We start from the raw sequence: 15,219 nt of genomic DNA, 5'->3' as shown, positions 1-15,219 counted from the left end.
CTGAGCCATGCACAGCGCCCCCTCGGTGGAATACCCGGCGGGGCGTTCTGCTTTGCAGCTCCGTTTCGAGTGGGGGCTGGCGCTGGCCTGGATCGCGACGCAGCTGGCCTGGTGGCTCTCGCTCCAGGGGGCAGCGCTGCCCGGCGCCTGGTGGTTCTCCGGCCTGCTCGGCTTGCTGCTCGGGCTGGCCACGCATTGGCGCGCGCGCAGCCCGCTCCAGGGCCGGCTGCGCTGGGACCCCGCGCCGCCGCGAGTGGCGGGCGATCCAAATTTGCCCGACCCGCTGCCGGGGCGCTGGATCTGGTGCAGCGAGGCCTACCGCCAGGGCACCGAGCTGGCCGGGTTGAACTGGGCCATCGACCTGCAGCACCATGTGCTGCTGCAGCTGCGCAATGCCGCTGGCCTGAGCTGGTGGGTCTGGCTGGCGCGTGACAGCGCACCGGACGACTGGCCCGCGCTGCGCGTCGCGCTGGTGGCTTGGCGCGAGGCTGGCCGTCGCGCCAGCCGTCGGTCGCGCTGAACCCTGGCCGGATCGATTCGGCCGCCGTGGCTTGCGCCGTCCGGGTTTGCCCGCTAGAGTCAGCCCGATGAGCCGGCATGCGTCCAATACCCCATCCGCAGGCAGCGACCTGCTGCTGGTCCAGCGCACGCTGGCCGGCGAGATGCGGGCCTTCGAGCTGCTCGTGCTCAAGTACCAGCGCCGGGTCGAACGCCTGATCGGCCGCCTGGTGCGCGATCCCGGTCTGGTGGAGGATGTCGCGCAGGAGACCTTCATCCGCGCCTACCGGGCGCTGGCCCAGTTTCGCGGCGAGTCGGCCTTCTACACCTGGCTCTACCGGATCGCGGTCAATACCGCCAAGAAGCAGCTCGCCGACCTCCGGCGCGATCCTGTCATCAGCATGACTGCGCTCGAATCGGGCGAGGACGATGAAACTTCTGGCGCTGAACGCGACCTAATCCTGCAAGCCGTCGACGCCGAAACCCCGGAGGCCGTGCTCGCGAGCAAGGAAATCGCCCAGGCGGTCAACGAAGCCATGGATGGCCTGCCCGCCGAACTGCGCCAGGCCATCACGCTGCGCGAGATCGATGGCTTGAGTTACGAGGCCATCGCGCAGGCGCTGGCTTGCCCGATCGGCACGGTGCGGTCGCGGATCTTCCGCGCCCGCGAGGCGATATCGGCTCGCATCAAGCCGATGCTGGAGAGCCAGTCCGGCAAGCGCTGGTGATGACGGCAGGCCGCAAGCCACAAGTTTTTGCAACACATGAATTCGCCACTGAAAGACACCGCCCCGCTCGCCCCGGTTCACGACTGGAACGAACTGGTCTCCGCCCTGGTCGACGGCGAGTGCCGCCCCGATGAGCTCGACGTCCTGCTGCAGTCCGGTCCGCAGCGCCAGGCCCTGGATGAGGCCTGGTCCTGCTATCACGCCGTGGGCGCGGCCTTGCGCGGCTGGCTCGATGGCCACCCGTTGCCGCCCTCGGAGGACTTCGCCGCGGTCGTGCTGGCGCGGCTGGCCGGGCCTTGATTTGAGTGGTGGCAGACCCCATCTGATGCCAATTCAGCTTATTTCTGGAGAGCAGCACATGCCGATCTGTCAACCGCTAGCCCGGCGCTGGAAACCCGGAGCCCTGGTCCTGGGGGCCGCCATCGCCTCGGTGGCCTCCCTCTTGCCGGCCGATCCGGCCCTGGCGCAGTCCGCGCCCGCCGCCACCAGTGCGGCGCCGCTGCGCGGCCTGCCCGATTTCGCTGACTTGGCCGAGCAGGTCGGCCCCTCCGTCGTCAACATCCGCACCACCGAGAAGGTCAGCCCGGGCCAGCCCAACAGCCAGGAGGAGCAGATGCTGGAGTTCTTCCGCCGCTTCGGCCTGCCGGTGCCGCCGGGCGCCAGCCCGCGTGGCCCGCGCCAGAACCGGGGTCCCGAGGAGCGCCCGCGCGGCGTCGGTTCGGGCTTCGTGCTGAGCGCCGACGGCACCATCATGACCAATGCCCATGTGGTCGAGGGCGCCGAGGAGGTCATCGTGACGCTGACCGACAAGCGCGAGTTCAAGGCCAAGGTCATCGGTGCCGACAAGCGCAGCGACGTCGCGGTGGTCAAGATCGCGGCCAGCGGCCTGCAGCCGGTCAGGATCGGCGACATCGGCCGCCTGCGCGTGGGCGAATGGGTGATGGCGATCGGCTCGCCCTTCGGCCTGGAGAGCACGGTCACCGCCGGCATCGTCAGCGCCAAGCAGCGCGAGACCGGCGACTACCTGCCCTTCATCCAGACCGATGTCGCGATCAACCCCGGCAACTCGGGTGGCCCCTTGATCAACCTGCGCGGCGAGGTGGTCGGCATCAACAGCCAGATCTACTCGCGCTCGGGCGGCTTCCAGGGCATCTCGTTCGCGATCCCGATCGACGAGGCGGTGCGCGTGTCGGACCAGCTGCGCGCCAGCGGCAAGGTCACGCGCGGGCGCATTGGCGTCTCGATCGCCGGCGTCGACCCGGACATCGCCGAGTCGCTGGGCTTGAAGAAGGCCGAGGGCGCGCTGGTGCGCGGCGTCGAGGACGGCTCGCCCGCAGCCAAGGCCGGTGTCGAGGCGGGCGACATCATCGTCCGCTTCGATGGCAAGGCGGTCGAGAAGTCGGCGGACCTGCCGCGCCTGGTCGGCAACACCAAGCCTGGCGCCAAGGTCGGCCTGACGGTCTGGCGCCGTGGCGCCTACAAGGACCTGCGCCTGACCGTGGCCTCGCTCGAGGAGGAGAAGGTCGCCAAGGCGGCGGCCAAGTCCTCGGGCGCGGCGCAGGCGCTGGGACTGACGCTGCGCGAACTCGGCGCCGAGGAGCGCGCCGAGCTCAAGCTGCGCGGCGGCGTGGTCGTGGTCGAGGCGGGTGGCGCCGCCGCGCGCGCCGGCCTGGCCGAAGGCGATGTGATCCTGGCCGTGGCCAACCGGGAGATCATGGGCCTGAAGGACTTCGAGGCGGCGCTGGCCAGCCTCGACAAGGGCCGCGCCGTCAACCTGCTGATGCGCCGTGGCGACTGGGTCCAGTATGTCGTGATCAGGCCGAATTCGCGCTGAACGAGGTTTTGCCTACAATCGAGGCCTAGCAAGCACAGCCAGACCTTGGCTCTGGGCGCGTCAATTCCTGGCGCGCCTGTTTTTTTGTTGGGCGGCAAGACCGCCCCGCTGGATCCGCCCGACCGCCCGCGATGAACCATATTCGAAACTTCTCCATCATTGCCCATATCGACCACGGCAAGTCCACCCTGGCCGATCGACTGATCTCGCGCTGCGGGGGCCTGAGCGACCGCGAAATGAGCGAGCAGGTGCTCGACTCGATGGACCTCGAGAAGGAGCGTGGCATCACGATCAAGGCGCAGACCGCCGCGCTGCAATACAAGGCCCAGGACGGTCAGATCTACAACCTGAACCTGATCGACACCCCCGGCCACGTCGACTTCTCCTACGAGGTCAGCCGCTCGCTGTCGGCCTGCGAGGGCGCGCTGCTGGTGGTCGATGCGTCCCAGGGCGTGGAGGCGCAAACGGTGGCCAACTGCTACACCGCGCTCGACCTCGGCGTGCATGTGCTGCCGGTGCTCAACAAGATGGATCTGCCCAACGCCGATCCGGACAACGCCCGCGCCGAGATCGAGGACGTGATCGGCATCGACGCGACCGACGCGATCCCCTGTTCGGCCAAGACCGGCATGGGCATCGACGAGATCCTCGAACTGGTCGTGGCCCAGGTGCCGCCCCCGAAGGGCAACCCGGACGGCCCGCTGCGCGCGATGATCATCGACAGCTGGTTCGACGCCTATGTTGGCGTCGTGATGCTGGTGCGGGTGGTGGACGGTACCCTGAACCGGGGCGACAAGATCAAGCTGATGGCGACCGAGTCGCTCTACAACGCCGAAAAGCTCGGCGTCTTCACGCCGCACAACGAGCCGCGCCCGGCGCTCAGGGCCGGCGAGGTCGGCTACATCATCGCCGGCATCAAGGAGCTGACGGCGGCCAAGGTCGGCGACACCATCACCGCGATCAAGACCGGCAGCGGCGCCAACCTGGCCTTCGCGACCGAGGCGCTGCCCGGCTTCAAGGAAGTCCAGCCCCAGGTGTTCGCCGGCCTGTACCCGACCGAGGCCAGCGAGTACGACTCGCTGCGCGACGCGCTCGAGAAGCTGCAGCTCAACGATGCCGCGCTGCGCTACGAGCCCGAGGTGTCGCAGGCGCTGGGCTTTGGTTTCCGCTGCGGCTTCCTGGGCCTGCTGCACATGGAGATCGTGCAGGAGCGCCTGGAGCGCGAGTTCGACCAGGACCTGATCACGACCGCGCCCAGCGTGGTCTACCAGGTCGTCAAGGGCGACGGCGAGGTCATCATGGTCGAGAACCCGTCCAAGATGCCCGACCAGGGCCGGATCCAGGAGATCCGCGAGCCGATCGTGACGGTGCACCTCTACATGCCGCAGGAATATGTCGGCGCCGTCATGACGCTGGCCAACCAGAAGCGCGGCGTGCAGATGAACATGGCCTACCACGGCAAGCAGGTCATGCTGACCTATGAGCTGCCGCTGGGCGAGATCGTGCTCGACTTCTTCGACAAGCTGAAATCCGTCAGCCGTGGCTACGCCTCGATGGACTACGAGTTCAAGGAATACCGCGCCTCCGACGTGGTCAAGGTCGATATCCTGCTCAACGGCGACAAGGTCGACGCGCTGTCGATCATCGTGCACCGCAGCCAGTCGGCCTACCGCGCCCGCGCCGTGGTCGCCAAGATGCGCGAGATCATCAGCCGCCAGCAGTTCGACGTCGCGATCCAGGCCGCGATCGGTGCCAACATCATCGCGCGCGAGACCGTCAAGGCGCTGCGCAAGAACGTGCTGGCCAAATGCTATGGCGGCGACATCAGCCGCAAGAAGAAGCTGCTCGAGAAGCAGAAGGCCGGCAAGAAGCGCATGAAGCAGATCGGCTCGGTCGAGGTGCCGCAGGAAGCCTTCCTCGCCATCCTGCAGGTGGAGGAATGATGGGCGACGAGAAAATGGCGGCGCTGACCGGCGTCGTGCTGGCGGCCTTTGGCGGCTACGGCCTGGCCTGGTATCTGGGGCTGGTCGAGGGCAACTTCGCGCTGCTGCTGTTCCTGGTCACGGTGGTGACGGGGATCTACTGGGTGGCCGAGAAGCGTTTCTTCCTGCCGCGCCGGCGTGCCGCCGCCGACCAGCTGGCGGCCGAGCAGGCCCGCCGCAGCGCCGAGCTCGACCACATGGGCATCAAGGCCGACAACATCGACCTCGCGGCGGCGCAGCAGAAGCTGCTGGCCCAGCCCTGGTGGCTGGACTGGACCGCCGGCCTGTTTCCGGTCATCGTGGTGGTGTTCCTGCTGCGCAGCTTCCTGTTCGAGCCGTTCAAGATTCCCTCGGGCTCGATGATCCCGACCCTGCGCGTGGGCGACCTGATCCTGGTCAGCAAGTTCCACTACGGCGTGCGCCTGCCGGTGCTCAACACCAAGATAGTCGCCAACCACGAGCCGCAGCGCGGCGACGTGATGGTGTTCCGCTACCCGCCGCAGCCCAGCCTGGACTACATCAAGCGCGTGATCGGCGTGCCGGGCGACGAGGTGGCCTACCTCAACAAGCGCCTGACGGTCAACGGCCAGCCCGTTGCCAGGGCGACAGCGCCCGAATTCTTCGACGCCGACAGCATGCGCTACGCCAAGCAGTTCGAGGAGCAGCTCGGCGGCAAGACCTACCACACGCTCAACGACGACGAACGCCCGGCCTTCGTTCCGGGCGCGACCGACTTCCCGCACAAGGACCAGTGCCGCTACAGCGTGGAAGGCGTGGTCTGCAAGGTGCCGGCCGGCCACTACTTCATGATGGGCGACAATCGGGACAACTCGCTCGACTCGCGCTACTGGGGTTTCGTGCCCGAGGCCAACATCGTTGGCAAGGCCTTCTTCGTCTGGATGAATTTCGGCGATCTGGGTCGCATCGGCTCGTTCGAGTGATGGGCAATCCGCCGGCCAGCATTTAAGATGCGGTTCACACAGCATCGAGGAGGGCGGACATGAAAAAACGACAGCGCGGCTTGACCTTGATCGGTCTGCTCCTGAGCGCCGCGGTCGTGGTCTTGTTCGCCCTGGTGGCGGTGCAGCTGGCGCCGACCCTGGTCGAGTACCAGGCGATCAACAGGGCGGCCAAGCGTGCGGCCCAGGGCAACACGGTGGCCGAGATCCGCAGCCTGTTCGACAAGGCCGCCACCATCGACGACATCAGCTCGGTCAAGGGCCGCGACCTCGAGATCCGCAAGGAAAACGACCAGGTGGTGGTCGAGTTCGCCTACGAACGCGAGATCCATCTGGTCGGGCCCGCCTGGCTGGTCATGCGCTATTCCGGCAGCTCCAGGTGAGCGCCAACATCAAGGAAACCTGAACTTTTGAATGCCGATTTGCTGGCGCTGCAAGCGCGCCTGGGATACCGTTTCACCCAAGTCCCGCTGCTGGAGCGGGCGCTGACCCACCGCAGCCATTCCGCCGACCACTACGAGCGGCTCGAGTTCCTGGGCGACTCGGTGCTGAGCCTGGCCGTCTCGGGCCTGCTCTACGAACGCCTGAGCCGCCAGCACGAGGGCGAGCTTTCCCGCATCCGCTCCAACCTGGTCAAGGAAGGCACGCTGGCCGGCATCGCCGTCACGCTGGGCCTCGCAAGCGTGCTGCGCCTGGGCGAGGGCGAACTGCGCTCGGGTGGCCAGCACAAGCCCTCCATCCTGGCTGACGTGGTCGAGGCCCTGATCGGCGCGGTCTACCTCGATGCCGGCTTCGCCGAGGCCGAGGCGCTGGTGCGCCGGCTCTACCAGGGCGTCGACATCAACCCGGCCATGAGCGCGAGCAGCAAGGACGCCAAGACCGCCCTGCAGGAATGGCTGCAGGGCCGCAAGATGAAGCTGCCAGCCTACCAGGTGACCGCGATCAAGGGCGAAGCGCACCGCCAGACCTTCGAGGTCGTTTGCGCGATCGAATCCGGCCAGCGCCAACATGGCAGCGGCGTTTCGCGCCGCGCCGCCGAGCAGGCTGCCGCCGCGGCCCTGCTACAACAACTGAACCAGGGCCAGTCATGAGCCGAACTCCCAAGCAAGAATCCAAGCCCGCCAATTCGTCCCCCGTCAACCAGGACCTCGACGCCATGCTGGCCGGCGCGCTGCGCAAGTCCAGCAAGGCGCCAGCGGCGGCTCCCGAAGCCGAGCCGGCCGAGCCGATCGGACCCAAGCGCTGCGGCTATATCGCGATCGTCGGCAAGCCCAACGTCGGCAAGTCCACGCTGCTCAACGCCCTGGTGGGCCAGAAGGTCAGCATCACCTCCAGCAAGGCGCAGACCACGCGCCACCGCATCACCGGCCTGCGCACGCTGGGCGCGACCCAGTTCGTCTTCGTCGACACGCCGGGCTTCCAGACCCGGCACGGCAATGCGCTGAACCGCTCGCTCAACAAGACCGTGCTCGGCGCGGTGACCGATGTCGACCTGATCGTGTTCGTGGTCGAGGCCGGCAGCTTCCAAGCGGCCGATGCCAAGGTGCTGGAGCTGCTGCCCAAGAACATCCCGGTGATCCTGCTGGCCAACAAGCTCGACATGGTGCACCGCCGCGCCGAACTCGCGCCCTGGCTGGCCGAGATGCAGCAGCGCCACTCCTTCGCCGAGTTCGTGCCGATGTCGGCCAAGAGCCCCAAGGACGTGCAGCGTTTCTACGCCATCTGCGAGAAGTACCTGCCCGAGCAGGACTGGATGCACGATGCCGATGACCTGACCGACCGCAGCGAGCGCTTCATGGCCGCCGAGATGGTGCGCGAGAAGCTGTTTCGCCTGACCGGCGACGAGCTGCCCTACACCTCGACCGTCATCATCGACAAGTTCGAGGACGAGGGCAAGCTGCGCCGCATCGCCGCGACCATCGTGGTCGAGCGCGACGGCCACAAGGGCATGGTGATCGGCGAGAAGGGCGAGAAGCTCAAGCGCATCGGTACCGAGGCGCGCCAGGAGCTGGAGCGGCTCTGGGGTGGCAAGGTCTTCCTGGAGCTCTGGGTCAAGGTGCGCTCCGGCTGGGCCGACGACGACGCCCGCGTGCGCAGCTTCGGCTACGAGTAAGCGCTGGCGCGCTCATGGCCAGCCCCAGGCCCAAGCTGCCGCGCGTCCATGACGAACCGGCCTATGTGCTGCACCGCCATGACTGGAGCGAATCCAGCCTGATCCTGGAGCTGTTCAGCCGCAGTCACGGCCGCGTCGCGCTGGTGGCCAAGGGCGTCAAGCGCCCGACTTCCCAGTATCGGCCGGTGCTGCTGCCACTGCAGCCGCTGCGGCTGGGCTGGGGTGGCGACGCCGAGGTCCGCACGCTGCGCAGCGCGCAGTGGCAGGGCGGGCATGTGATGCCCTCGGGCGACCAGTTGCTGGCGGGTTATTACCTCAACGAGCTGCTGCTCAAGCTGCTCGCGCGCGAGGACGCGCATCCCCAACTGTTCGACCATTACGCCGCTGCCGTGCGGGCGCTGGCCGAGGGCCGGCAGGCGCAGGCCGCCGTGGTGCGCGCCTTCGAGCTGCTGATCCTGCGCGAGGCGGGCCTGCTGCCTGGGCTTGATCTCGAATGCGCCAGCCTGGCGCCGCTGCGGCCCGGCGCGCATTACCGGCTTGAGCCCGAGTCCGGGCTGCGTCTGATCCCGGCAGCGGGCGGCCTGCCGCCACCAGCCCACCATGCCCTGCCGGGCGAGTCCTGGCTGGCGCTGCAGGCCGCGCTGGACGATCCCCAGCCTTTTTCAGCGCTGCTGCAGGCTTGCCATGGCGCGCGCGGCAACGCCTTGCGCCAGCCGCTGCGCGAGCTGCTGCACTACCATAGCGGTGTGCGCGTGTTCCAGACCCGCCAGCTGATGCTGGACCTGCGGCGCCTGCGCCCCTCACCCGCCTGAACCCTCCCGACCCCATGAATTCCACCGCTTCCCTGCTCAGCGTCCAGCCGCATTCCGTATTGCCCACCGCGCTGTCCGTCAACGTCAACAAGGTGGCGCTGGTGCGCAACACCCGCCACCTCGGCATTCCGAGCGTCACGCGCGCCGCGCAGCAATGCCTGGAAGCCGGCGCGCAAGGCATCACGATCCACCCGCGCCCGGATGGCCGGCACATCCGCGAGCAGGACGTGTTCGACCTGCAGGACCTGCTGCAGGACTGGCCGCAGCGCGAGTTCAACATCGAGGGCAACCCCTTCCACAACCTGATGGACATCGTGCGCCAGGTGCGGCCTCGGCAGGCCACCTTCGTGCCCGACAGCGAGGGCCAGTTCACCAGCGACCATGGCTGGAACCTGGCGCAGGATGGCGAGCGCCTGCGCCCGCTCATCAACGAGTGCCGCGCGCTCGGCGTGCGCGTGAGCCTGTTCATGGACCCGCTGCCCGGGGCCATGGCGCAGGTCAAGGCGCTGGGCGCGGACCGCATCGAGCTCTACACCGAACCCTATGCCGCCGCCTGGGGCCATGCGGCGCAAGCCGAGCAGCTTGCACGCTACCGCGCGGCAGCCCAGGCCGCGCTGGACGCCGGCCTGGGGGTCAACGCCGGCCATGACCTCAACCGCGACAACCTGGTCGATTTCCTGCGCGGAGTGCCGGGCGTGGCCGAGGTCTCGATCGGCCACGCGCTGATCGCCGACGCGCTCGAGCTCGGCTACCGCGCCACCGTGCAGGCCTATCTGGACTGCATCGCCGCCGCGCGCGCCTGAAGCCACCGGCCCGGACCATGATCTACGGCATCGGCAACGACATCTGTGACGTGCGCCGCATCCGCGAGAGCCTCTCGCGCCACGGCGAGCGCTTCGCCGAGAAAATCCTGTCTGATGCCGAGCTCGTGACCTGGCGACAGCGCAGCGAGCGCTGGCCCGAGCGCGGCGTGCGCTACCTGGCGACCCGCTTCTCGGCCAAGGAGGCCTTCAGCAAGGCGATCGGACTGGGCATGCGCATGCCGATGACCTGGCGCGACTGCGAGATCGCCAAGCTGCCCAGCGGCCAGCCCGTGATCCGGCTGCATCGCGGCCTGAAGGACTGGTTCGAAGGACAGGGCCTGAGCGCCCATGTCAGTGTCACCGACGAAACCGATTACGCCGCCAGCTTCGTGGTGGTGGAACGCCCTTGACCTGAATGGTCAGATTCACCCGTCTGCGTACCGAGTCATCATGTCCGCCACCAATTTCAAGACCGAGAACAATACCTACCGCAAGTTGATCGGCAACGGCCTGACTTACCGCATTCCGCGTTTCCAGCGTGACTACAGCTGGACCGATGCCGAATGGGAGGATCTCTGGGCTGACATACAGGGGACTGTTCAGGAGGGGGGCGAACCCGCTCATTACATGGGTTACCTCGTGCTGCAGTCGCAGGATGAAAAGAGCTTCGATGTCATCGACGGACAGCAGCGCCTCACGACCTTGAGCTTGATCGTGCTGGCCGTGCTCAAGAACCTGCAGCGCCTGATCGACGAAGGCAAGAATCCAGACCATAACCGGCAGCGTCTCGACCAGATACGCAACACCTATGTGGGTTATCTCGATCCGGTTACCTTGGTGACGCGCAACAAGCTGACGCTCAACCGCAACAACGACAGCTACTTCAAGACCTACCTGGTGCCGCTGGGGCATTTGCCGCAACGCGGCTTTCGTGCCTCGGAGCACAGTCTGCGCAAGGCCTTCGAATGGTATGACAAGCGGGTGCGCGACTATGTCAAGAAGCAGGTGGGTGACGAGGGCGTGGCACTGGCCAGTCTGCTCGAAACCATGAGCGACCGCCTGTTCTTCACGGTCATCAGCGTCACGGATGAGCTCAATGCCTACAAGGTGTTCGAGACGCTCAATGCCCGTGGTGTGCGGCTGTCATCCACCGATCTGCTGAAGAACTACCTGTTCTCGGTGCTGAGCAAGAGCAATGAGCATGCTCATGAAATGCAAGTGCTTGAAGACCGATGGGAGTCCATGGTCTCGCGCCTGGGGGCGGAGAGTTTTCCCGATTTCCTGCGCAGTCATTGGAACAGCCGCAAGACTTTCGTGCGCCAGTCGGATCTCTTCAAGACCATCAGGCAGCGGGTGACGGACCGGGCCAGCGTGTTCGAGCTGCTGCGCGGTATGGAAGAGGACATGGATACCTACCTCGCGCTGACCAATCCGGAATCCTCGCACTGGAACGCCACGCTCAAGAGCCATGCCCAACAATTGCGCATGTTCAGGGTCAGGCAGCCTTTTCCGCTGATCCTGGCGGCGCATCGCGCCTTGCCGCCAGAGCAGTTTGCCAAGGTGCTGCGCGGCTGTGTCGTGATTGCCTTGCGCTACAACGTCATCGGCAACCAGCCGACCAACGAGCAGGAGCGCGTTTATTACGCCGCCGCGCAGAAGATCCAGGCCGAGTCCATGACTCATGCAGGCGATGTGCTGGCCTGCTTGCAGGAAATCTACCCGCGCGACGAATCCTTCAAGGCCATGTTCGCCGACAAGGTGATCCGCACCACCGATGCACGCAACAACCGAGTGGTCCGCTATATCCTGTGTGAGCTGGAGCGTCAGCACAGCGGGCTGGATTACGAGTTCGAGAGCGATGCCTTCAACATCGAGCATGTATTGCCGCAGAACCCGGAGCAGGGCTGGGGGCAGTTTACCGACGAGGAAGTGGAGGCGCTGGTGTACCGCCTGGGCAACATGGTCCTGCTGGCCAGGGGCGCCAACAAGGACCTCGGCAATGCCAGCTATGCGGTCAAGCGCCCGGTCTTGCTGGCCAGCGGCTTTGGCCTGACGCACAAGCTTGCAGACGGCAATGCCGACTGGACTCCCGAGCGCATCGCCGCACGCCAGAAAACCCTGGCCAAACTGGCCGCCGTGGTCTGGCGAATCGATCAGATTTCTTGAGGTCCGAGGTCAGGCGATATCTGTCCCGGATCCGATCCATTCAACCGATCCAGTCATGGTGTAAAGAAAAAAAGATGACCTACCACTCCCCGCTGATCATCGACATCGCCGGCACCAAGCTGACCAAGACCGACAAGAAGCGGCTCGAACATCCCTTGGTCGGCGGCATCATCCTGTTCGCCCGCAACTGGGAGAACCGCGCGCAGCTGGCCAAGCTCTGCCGCAAGATCAAGAAGCTCCGCTCCGATCTGCTGATCTGCGTCGACCACGAGGGCGGGCGCGTGCAGCGCTTCCGACGTGACGGCTTCACCCACCTGCCGCCGATGCGCGCCTTCGGCCAGATCTGGCTCGAAGGCGAGGGCGCCGCCACTGGTGCCGCCGCGCTGGCCGCCTGCAATGCCGCGACGGCGGCCGGCTATGTGCTGGCGTCCGAGCTGCGCGCCTGCGGGGTCGATCTCAGCTTCGCGCCGGTGCTCGACCTCGACCATGGCGGCAGCGGCGTGATCGGCGACCGCGCCTTCGCGCGCGACCCGCGCCTGGTGACGCTGCTGGCGCAGGCGCTGATGCACGGCCTGCGCCAGGCCGGCATGGCCAACTGCGGCAAGCATTTCCCCGGTCACGGCTGGGCGACGGCCGACTCGCATGTGGACATGCCGGTCGACGAACGGGTGCTGGACGCCATCCTGGCCGATGACGCCGCGCCCTACGGCTGGCTCAATGCGTCACTGAGCAGCGTGATGCCGGCCCATGTGATCTACCCGCAGGTCGACGCGCGCCCGGCGGGCTTCTCCAGCCTCTGGCTGGGCGAGGTGCTGCGCCGCCGCCTGGGCTTCAAGGGGGCGGTGTTCAGCGACGACCTGTCGATGAAGGGCGCGCGCCAGCTCGCGGGCCGCGAGCTCAGCTACACCGAGGCCGCGATCACCGCGCTCGAAGCCGGCTGCGACCTGGTGTTGCTGTGCAACCAGTCGCTGCTCGACGAGGGCCGGGCGATCGACGAATTCCTCGCCGGCATGGGCGAGGCGCTGCTCAAGGGCCGCTGGACGCCGCGCGAGGCCAGCGAACTGCGCCGGCTCGACCTGCTGCCCAAGGCCAAGGCGCTGAAATGGGACGAGCTGATGGTGGAGCCGCGCTACATGCACGCGCTGGGGTTACTGCCCTGAGATCGCCTGTACTGACACATGTCGGCACCAATGGATACAGACTGAAACACCCGCAAGCCGCGATCAGCCGCATAACGAACATACAGTATCCCTATCCAGACAGTCTGTACATTTCGGCATAGGTATTTGATCATGAAGAACATCGCCCGGCTGGCCAAGCCCCTGACCGCCCTCTTGTTGTTGCCCGCCATGATGGCCTGCGCCCCCATGTCCCACCGGCAGCAGAACGCGGCGGTCGGTGCCGGGGTGGGGGCCGTGGCGGGCTCGATCCTGACGGGTGGCAGCACCCTGGGCACCCTCGGCGGGGCCGCCATCGGTGGCGTCATCGGCAACGGTACCGACGGCCACTCCAGGCGTCGCTAGACGCATGTCCAGCACCCTGGCGTGGCGAAGCCTTGAAGTTCAGGCCACCGCGTCGGCGCTCTGGCGCTGCAGCATGGCCAGGGTGCTGGCAATGGTCGCGCGCAGTTCGCGGCGGTCGCAGATGAAGTCGACCGCGCCCTTGGTCTGCAGGAATTCGGCGCGCTGGAAACCTTCGGGCAGCTTGACGCGCACGGTGTTCTCGATCACGCGCGGGCCGGCGAAGCCGATCAGCGCCTTGGGCTCGGCGATCACCACGTCGCCGACGAAGGCGAAGCCGGCCGAGACGCCGCCCATGGTCGGATCGGTCAGCACGCTGATGTAGGGCAGGCCCTTCTTGGCCAGCCGGGTCAGCGCGGCGTTGGTCTTGGCCATCTGCATCAGCGACAGCAGGCCTTCCTGCATGCGGGCGCCGCCGGTGGCGGTGAAGCAGATGAAGGGCACCTTCTGCTCGATCGCGGTCTCGACGCCGCGCACGAAGCGCTCGCCGACCACCGAGCCCATCGAGCCGCCCATGAAGTCGAATTCGAAGCAGGCCACCACGACCGGGAGGGTGTGGATGGCGCCACCCTGGACGACCAGGGCATCGGTCTCGCCGGTCGCTTCCAGCGCCTCTTTCAGGCGTTCGGGGTACTTGCGGCTGTCCTTGAACTTGAGCGAGTCGACCGTGATCACTTCCTGGCCGATCTCGTAGCGTCCCTCGGCATCGAGGAAGGCGTTCAGGCGCTGGCGCGCGCCGATCCGGTGATGGTGCGAGCAGTGCGGGCAGACGTTCTGGTTCTTTTCCAGGTCGGTCTTGTAGAGCACGGCGTCGCAGCTCGGGCACTTGATCCACAGGCCCTCGGGCATGCTGCGGCGTGCGCTGGGGTCGGTGCGGGAAATCTTGGGGGGAAGCAGTTTTTCCAGCCAGGACATGGATTCTCCTTGCTTGATGGCGGTGGTGGCCCGGCCGCTGGAGGGCGACCGGGCGCGCGAATGGCCGTGATTATGCGCGTAAGCCGTCGAGCGCCTGACGGATGCCGCCCAGGAACTCGGCCGCCACGGTGGCGACACGCTCGCGCGGCTCGTGCTCGATCAGCTGGATGATCCTGGTGCCGATCACCACCGCGTCGGCGCTGCGGCCGACCGCGCAGGCGGTGGCCGCGTCGCGGATGCCGAAGCCCACGCCGACCGGCGTGTTCACGCGCTGGCGGATGCGCGGCAGCATGGCCTCGACCGCGTCGGTGTCGAGGTGGCCGGCGCCGGTCACGCCCTTGAGCGACACGTAGTAGACGTAGCCGCTGGCGATGCGGCCGACCTGCGCCATGCGCTCGTCGGTCGAGGTCGGCGCCAGCAGGAAGATCAGGTCCAGTCCGTGCGATTTCAGCGTGGCGGCGAATTCCTCGCATTCCTCGGGCGGGTAGTCGACGATCAGCACGCCGTCGACGCCGGCCGCCGCCGCGTCGCGCGCGAAGCTGTGCTGGCCGTGCTTGAGCTCGTAGCGCTCGACCGGGTTGGCATAGCCCATCAGCACGACCGGGGTCGTGGCATCCTGCTGGCGGAATTTGCTCACCATGGCCAGCACCTGGCTCAGACCGACGCCAAAGGACAGCGCCTTCTCGCCGGCCTTCTGGATCACCGGGCCGTCGGCCATCGGGTCCGAGAACGGCACGCCGAGCTCGATCACGTCGCAGCCGGCCGCGACAAAGGCATGCAGCAGTTCGGGCGTGATGTCGGGGTAGGGGAAGCCGGCGGTGACGTAGGGGATCAGTGCCTTGCGGCCCTGGGCCTGCAGCTGCTGGAAGGTGGTTTCGATGCGGCTCAT

The 15,219-nt window shown here is 67.0% G+C and carries 17 protein-coding genes; 15 read left to right on the top strand and 2 right to left on the bottom strand.

The window, feature by feature from the left end:
- Nucleotides 1-7 precede the first annotated feature (7 nt).
- From PHR85_RS00300 to PHR85_RS00230, 15 genes are all read left to right on the top strand, one after another.
- The gene (locus PHR85_RS00300; RefSeq protein ID WP_300049119.1) at nucleotides 8-520 is read left to right on the top strand and encodes a hypothetical protein; all 513 of its coding nucleotides are present in this window, start codon (nucleotides 8-10) and stop codon (nucleotides 518-520) included.
- Between the two features lie 67 nt (nucleotides 521-587).
- The gene (gene rpoE, locus PHR85_RS00295) at nucleotides 588-1,226 is read left to right on the top strand and encodes an RNA polymerase sigma factor RpoE (protein ID WP_300049116.1); all 639 of its coding nucleotides are present in this window, start codon (nucleotides 588-590) and stop codon (nucleotides 1,224-1,226) included.
- Between the two features lie 36 nt (nucleotides 1,227-1,262).
- A complete protein-coding gene (locus PHR85_RS00290; protein ID WP_300049114.1) occupies nucleotides 1,263-1,526 on the top strand; it encodes a sigma-E factor negative regulatory protein in 264 nt (87 codons plus the stop codon).
- A gap of 58 nt (nucleotides 1,527-1,584) precedes the next feature.
- A complete protein-coding gene (locus tag PHR85_RS00285; RefSeq protein ID WP_300049110.1) occupies nucleotides 1,585-3,060 on the top strand; it encodes a Do family serine endopeptidase in 1,476 nt (491 codons plus the stop codon).
- Between the two features lie 131 nt (nucleotides 3,061-3,191).
- Nucleotides 3,192-5,003: a translation elongation factor 4 gene (gene lepA, locus PHR85_RS00280; RefSeq protein WP_300049107.1), complete on the top strand. Its 1,812-nt coding sequence runs from the start codon at nucleotides 3,192-3,194 to the stop codon at nucleotides 5,001-5,003.
- A gap of 14 nt (nucleotides 5,004-5,017) precedes the next feature.
- Nucleotides 5,018-5,983, top strand: coding sequence for a signal peptidase I (gene lepB / locus PHR85_RS00275; RefSeq protein ID WP_300049570.1), 966 nt, complete (start codon nucleotides 5,018-5,020; stop codon nucleotides 5,981-5,983).
- Nucleotides 5,984-6,042: 59 nt separating this feature from the next.
- Nucleotides 6,043-6,384 (top strand): DUF4845 domain-containing protein, encoded by a 342-nt coding sequence (locus tag PHR85_RS00270; RefSeq protein WP_300049104.1) that lies wholly within the window; start codon nucleotides 6,043-6,045, stop codon nucleotides 6,382-6,384.
- A 27-nt stretch (nucleotides 6,385-6,411) separates the two neighbouring features.
- Nucleotides 6,412-7,092 carry a ribonuclease III gene (gene rnc, locus PHR85_RS00265; RefSeq protein WP_300049101.1) on the top strand — a complete coding sequence of 227 codons (681 nt, stop codon included), beginning with the start codon at nucleotides 6,412-6,414 and terminating at the stop codon, nucleotides 7,090-7,092.
- Nucleotides 7,089-8,114, top strand: a complete 1,026-nt coding sequence (gene era / locus PHR85_RS00260) for a GTPase Era (RefSeq protein ID WP_300049096.1) — start codon at nucleotides 7,089-7,091, stop codon at nucleotides 8,112-8,114. The genes rnc and era overlap by 4 nt, the downstream gene beginning before the upstream one ends.
- Nucleotides 8,115-8,128: 14 nt before the next feature.
- Nucleotides 8,129-8,926: a DNA repair protein RecO gene (gene recO / locus PHR85_RS00255; RefSeq protein ID WP_300049093.1), complete on the top strand. Its 798-nt coding sequence runs from the start codon at nucleotides 8,129-8,131 to the stop codon at nucleotides 8,924-8,926.
- 14 nt (nucleotides 8,927-8,940) lie between these two features.
- Nucleotides 8,941-9,729 (top strand): pyridoxine 5'-phosphate synthase, encoded by a 789-nt coding sequence (locus PHR85_RS00250; RefSeq protein WP_300049090.1) that lies wholly within the window; start codon nucleotides 8,941-8,943, stop codon nucleotides 9,727-9,729.
- 17 nt (nucleotides 9,730-9,746) lie between these two features.
- Nucleotides 9,747-10,139, top strand: a complete 393-nt coding sequence (gene acpS, locus PHR85_RS00245) for a holo-ACP synthase (RefSeq protein WP_300049087.1) — start codon at nucleotides 9,747-9,749, stop codon at nucleotides 10,137-10,139.
- Nucleotides 10,140-10,179: 40 nt separating this feature from the next.
- Nucleotides 10,180-11,895 carry a DUF262 domain-containing protein gene (locus PHR85_RS00240; protein WP_300049084.1) on the top strand — a complete coding sequence of 572 codons (1,716 nt, stop codon included), beginning with the start codon at nucleotides 10,180-10,182 and terminating at the stop codon, nucleotides 11,893-11,895.
- Nucleotides 11,896-11,969: 74 nt separating this feature from the next.
- On the top strand, nucleotides 11,970-13,055 hold the full coding sequence (gene nagZ, locus PHR85_RS00235) for a beta-N-acetylhexosaminidase (RefSeq protein WP_300049081.1): 1,086 nt from the start codon (nucleotides 11,970-11,972) through the stop codon (nucleotides 13,053-13,055).
- A 132-nt stretch (nucleotides 13,056-13,187) separates the two neighbouring features.
- Nucleotides 13,188-13,418 (top strand): glycine zipper 2TM domain-containing protein, encoded by a 231-nt coding sequence (locus tag PHR85_RS00230; RefSeq protein WP_300049079.1) that lies wholly within the window; start codon nucleotides 13,188-13,190, stop codon nucleotides 13,416-13,418.
- A 39-nt stretch (nucleotides 13,419-13,457) separates the two neighbouring features.
- On the opposite strand, the gene accD is transcribed toward PHR85_RS00230, so the two are convergent.
- Nucleotides 13,458-14,330 (bottom strand): acetyl-CoA carboxylase, carboxyltransferase subunit beta, encoded by an 873-nt coding sequence (gene accD / locus PHR85_RS00225; RefSeq protein WP_300049076.1) that lies wholly within the window; start codon nucleotides 14,328-14,330, stop codon nucleotides 13,458-13,460.
- 70 nt (nucleotides 14,331-14,400) lie between these two features.
- The gene (trpA, locus tag PHR85_RS00220) at nucleotides 14,401-15,219 is read right to left on the bottom strand and encodes a tryptophan synthase subunit alpha (protein WP_300049073.1); all 819 of its coding nucleotides are present in this window, start codon (nucleotides 15,217-15,219) and stop codon (nucleotides 14,401-14,403) included.

It is taken from the genome of Malikia sp. (genome assembly GCF_028687635.1).
Classification (GTDB): domain Bacteria; phylum Pseudomonadota; class Gammaproteobacteria; order Burkholderiales; family Burkholderiaceae_C; genus Malikia.
The sequence above is the reverse complement of the archived record's forward strand: the minus strand, read 5'-3'. Positions and strand labels throughout refer to the sequence as shown.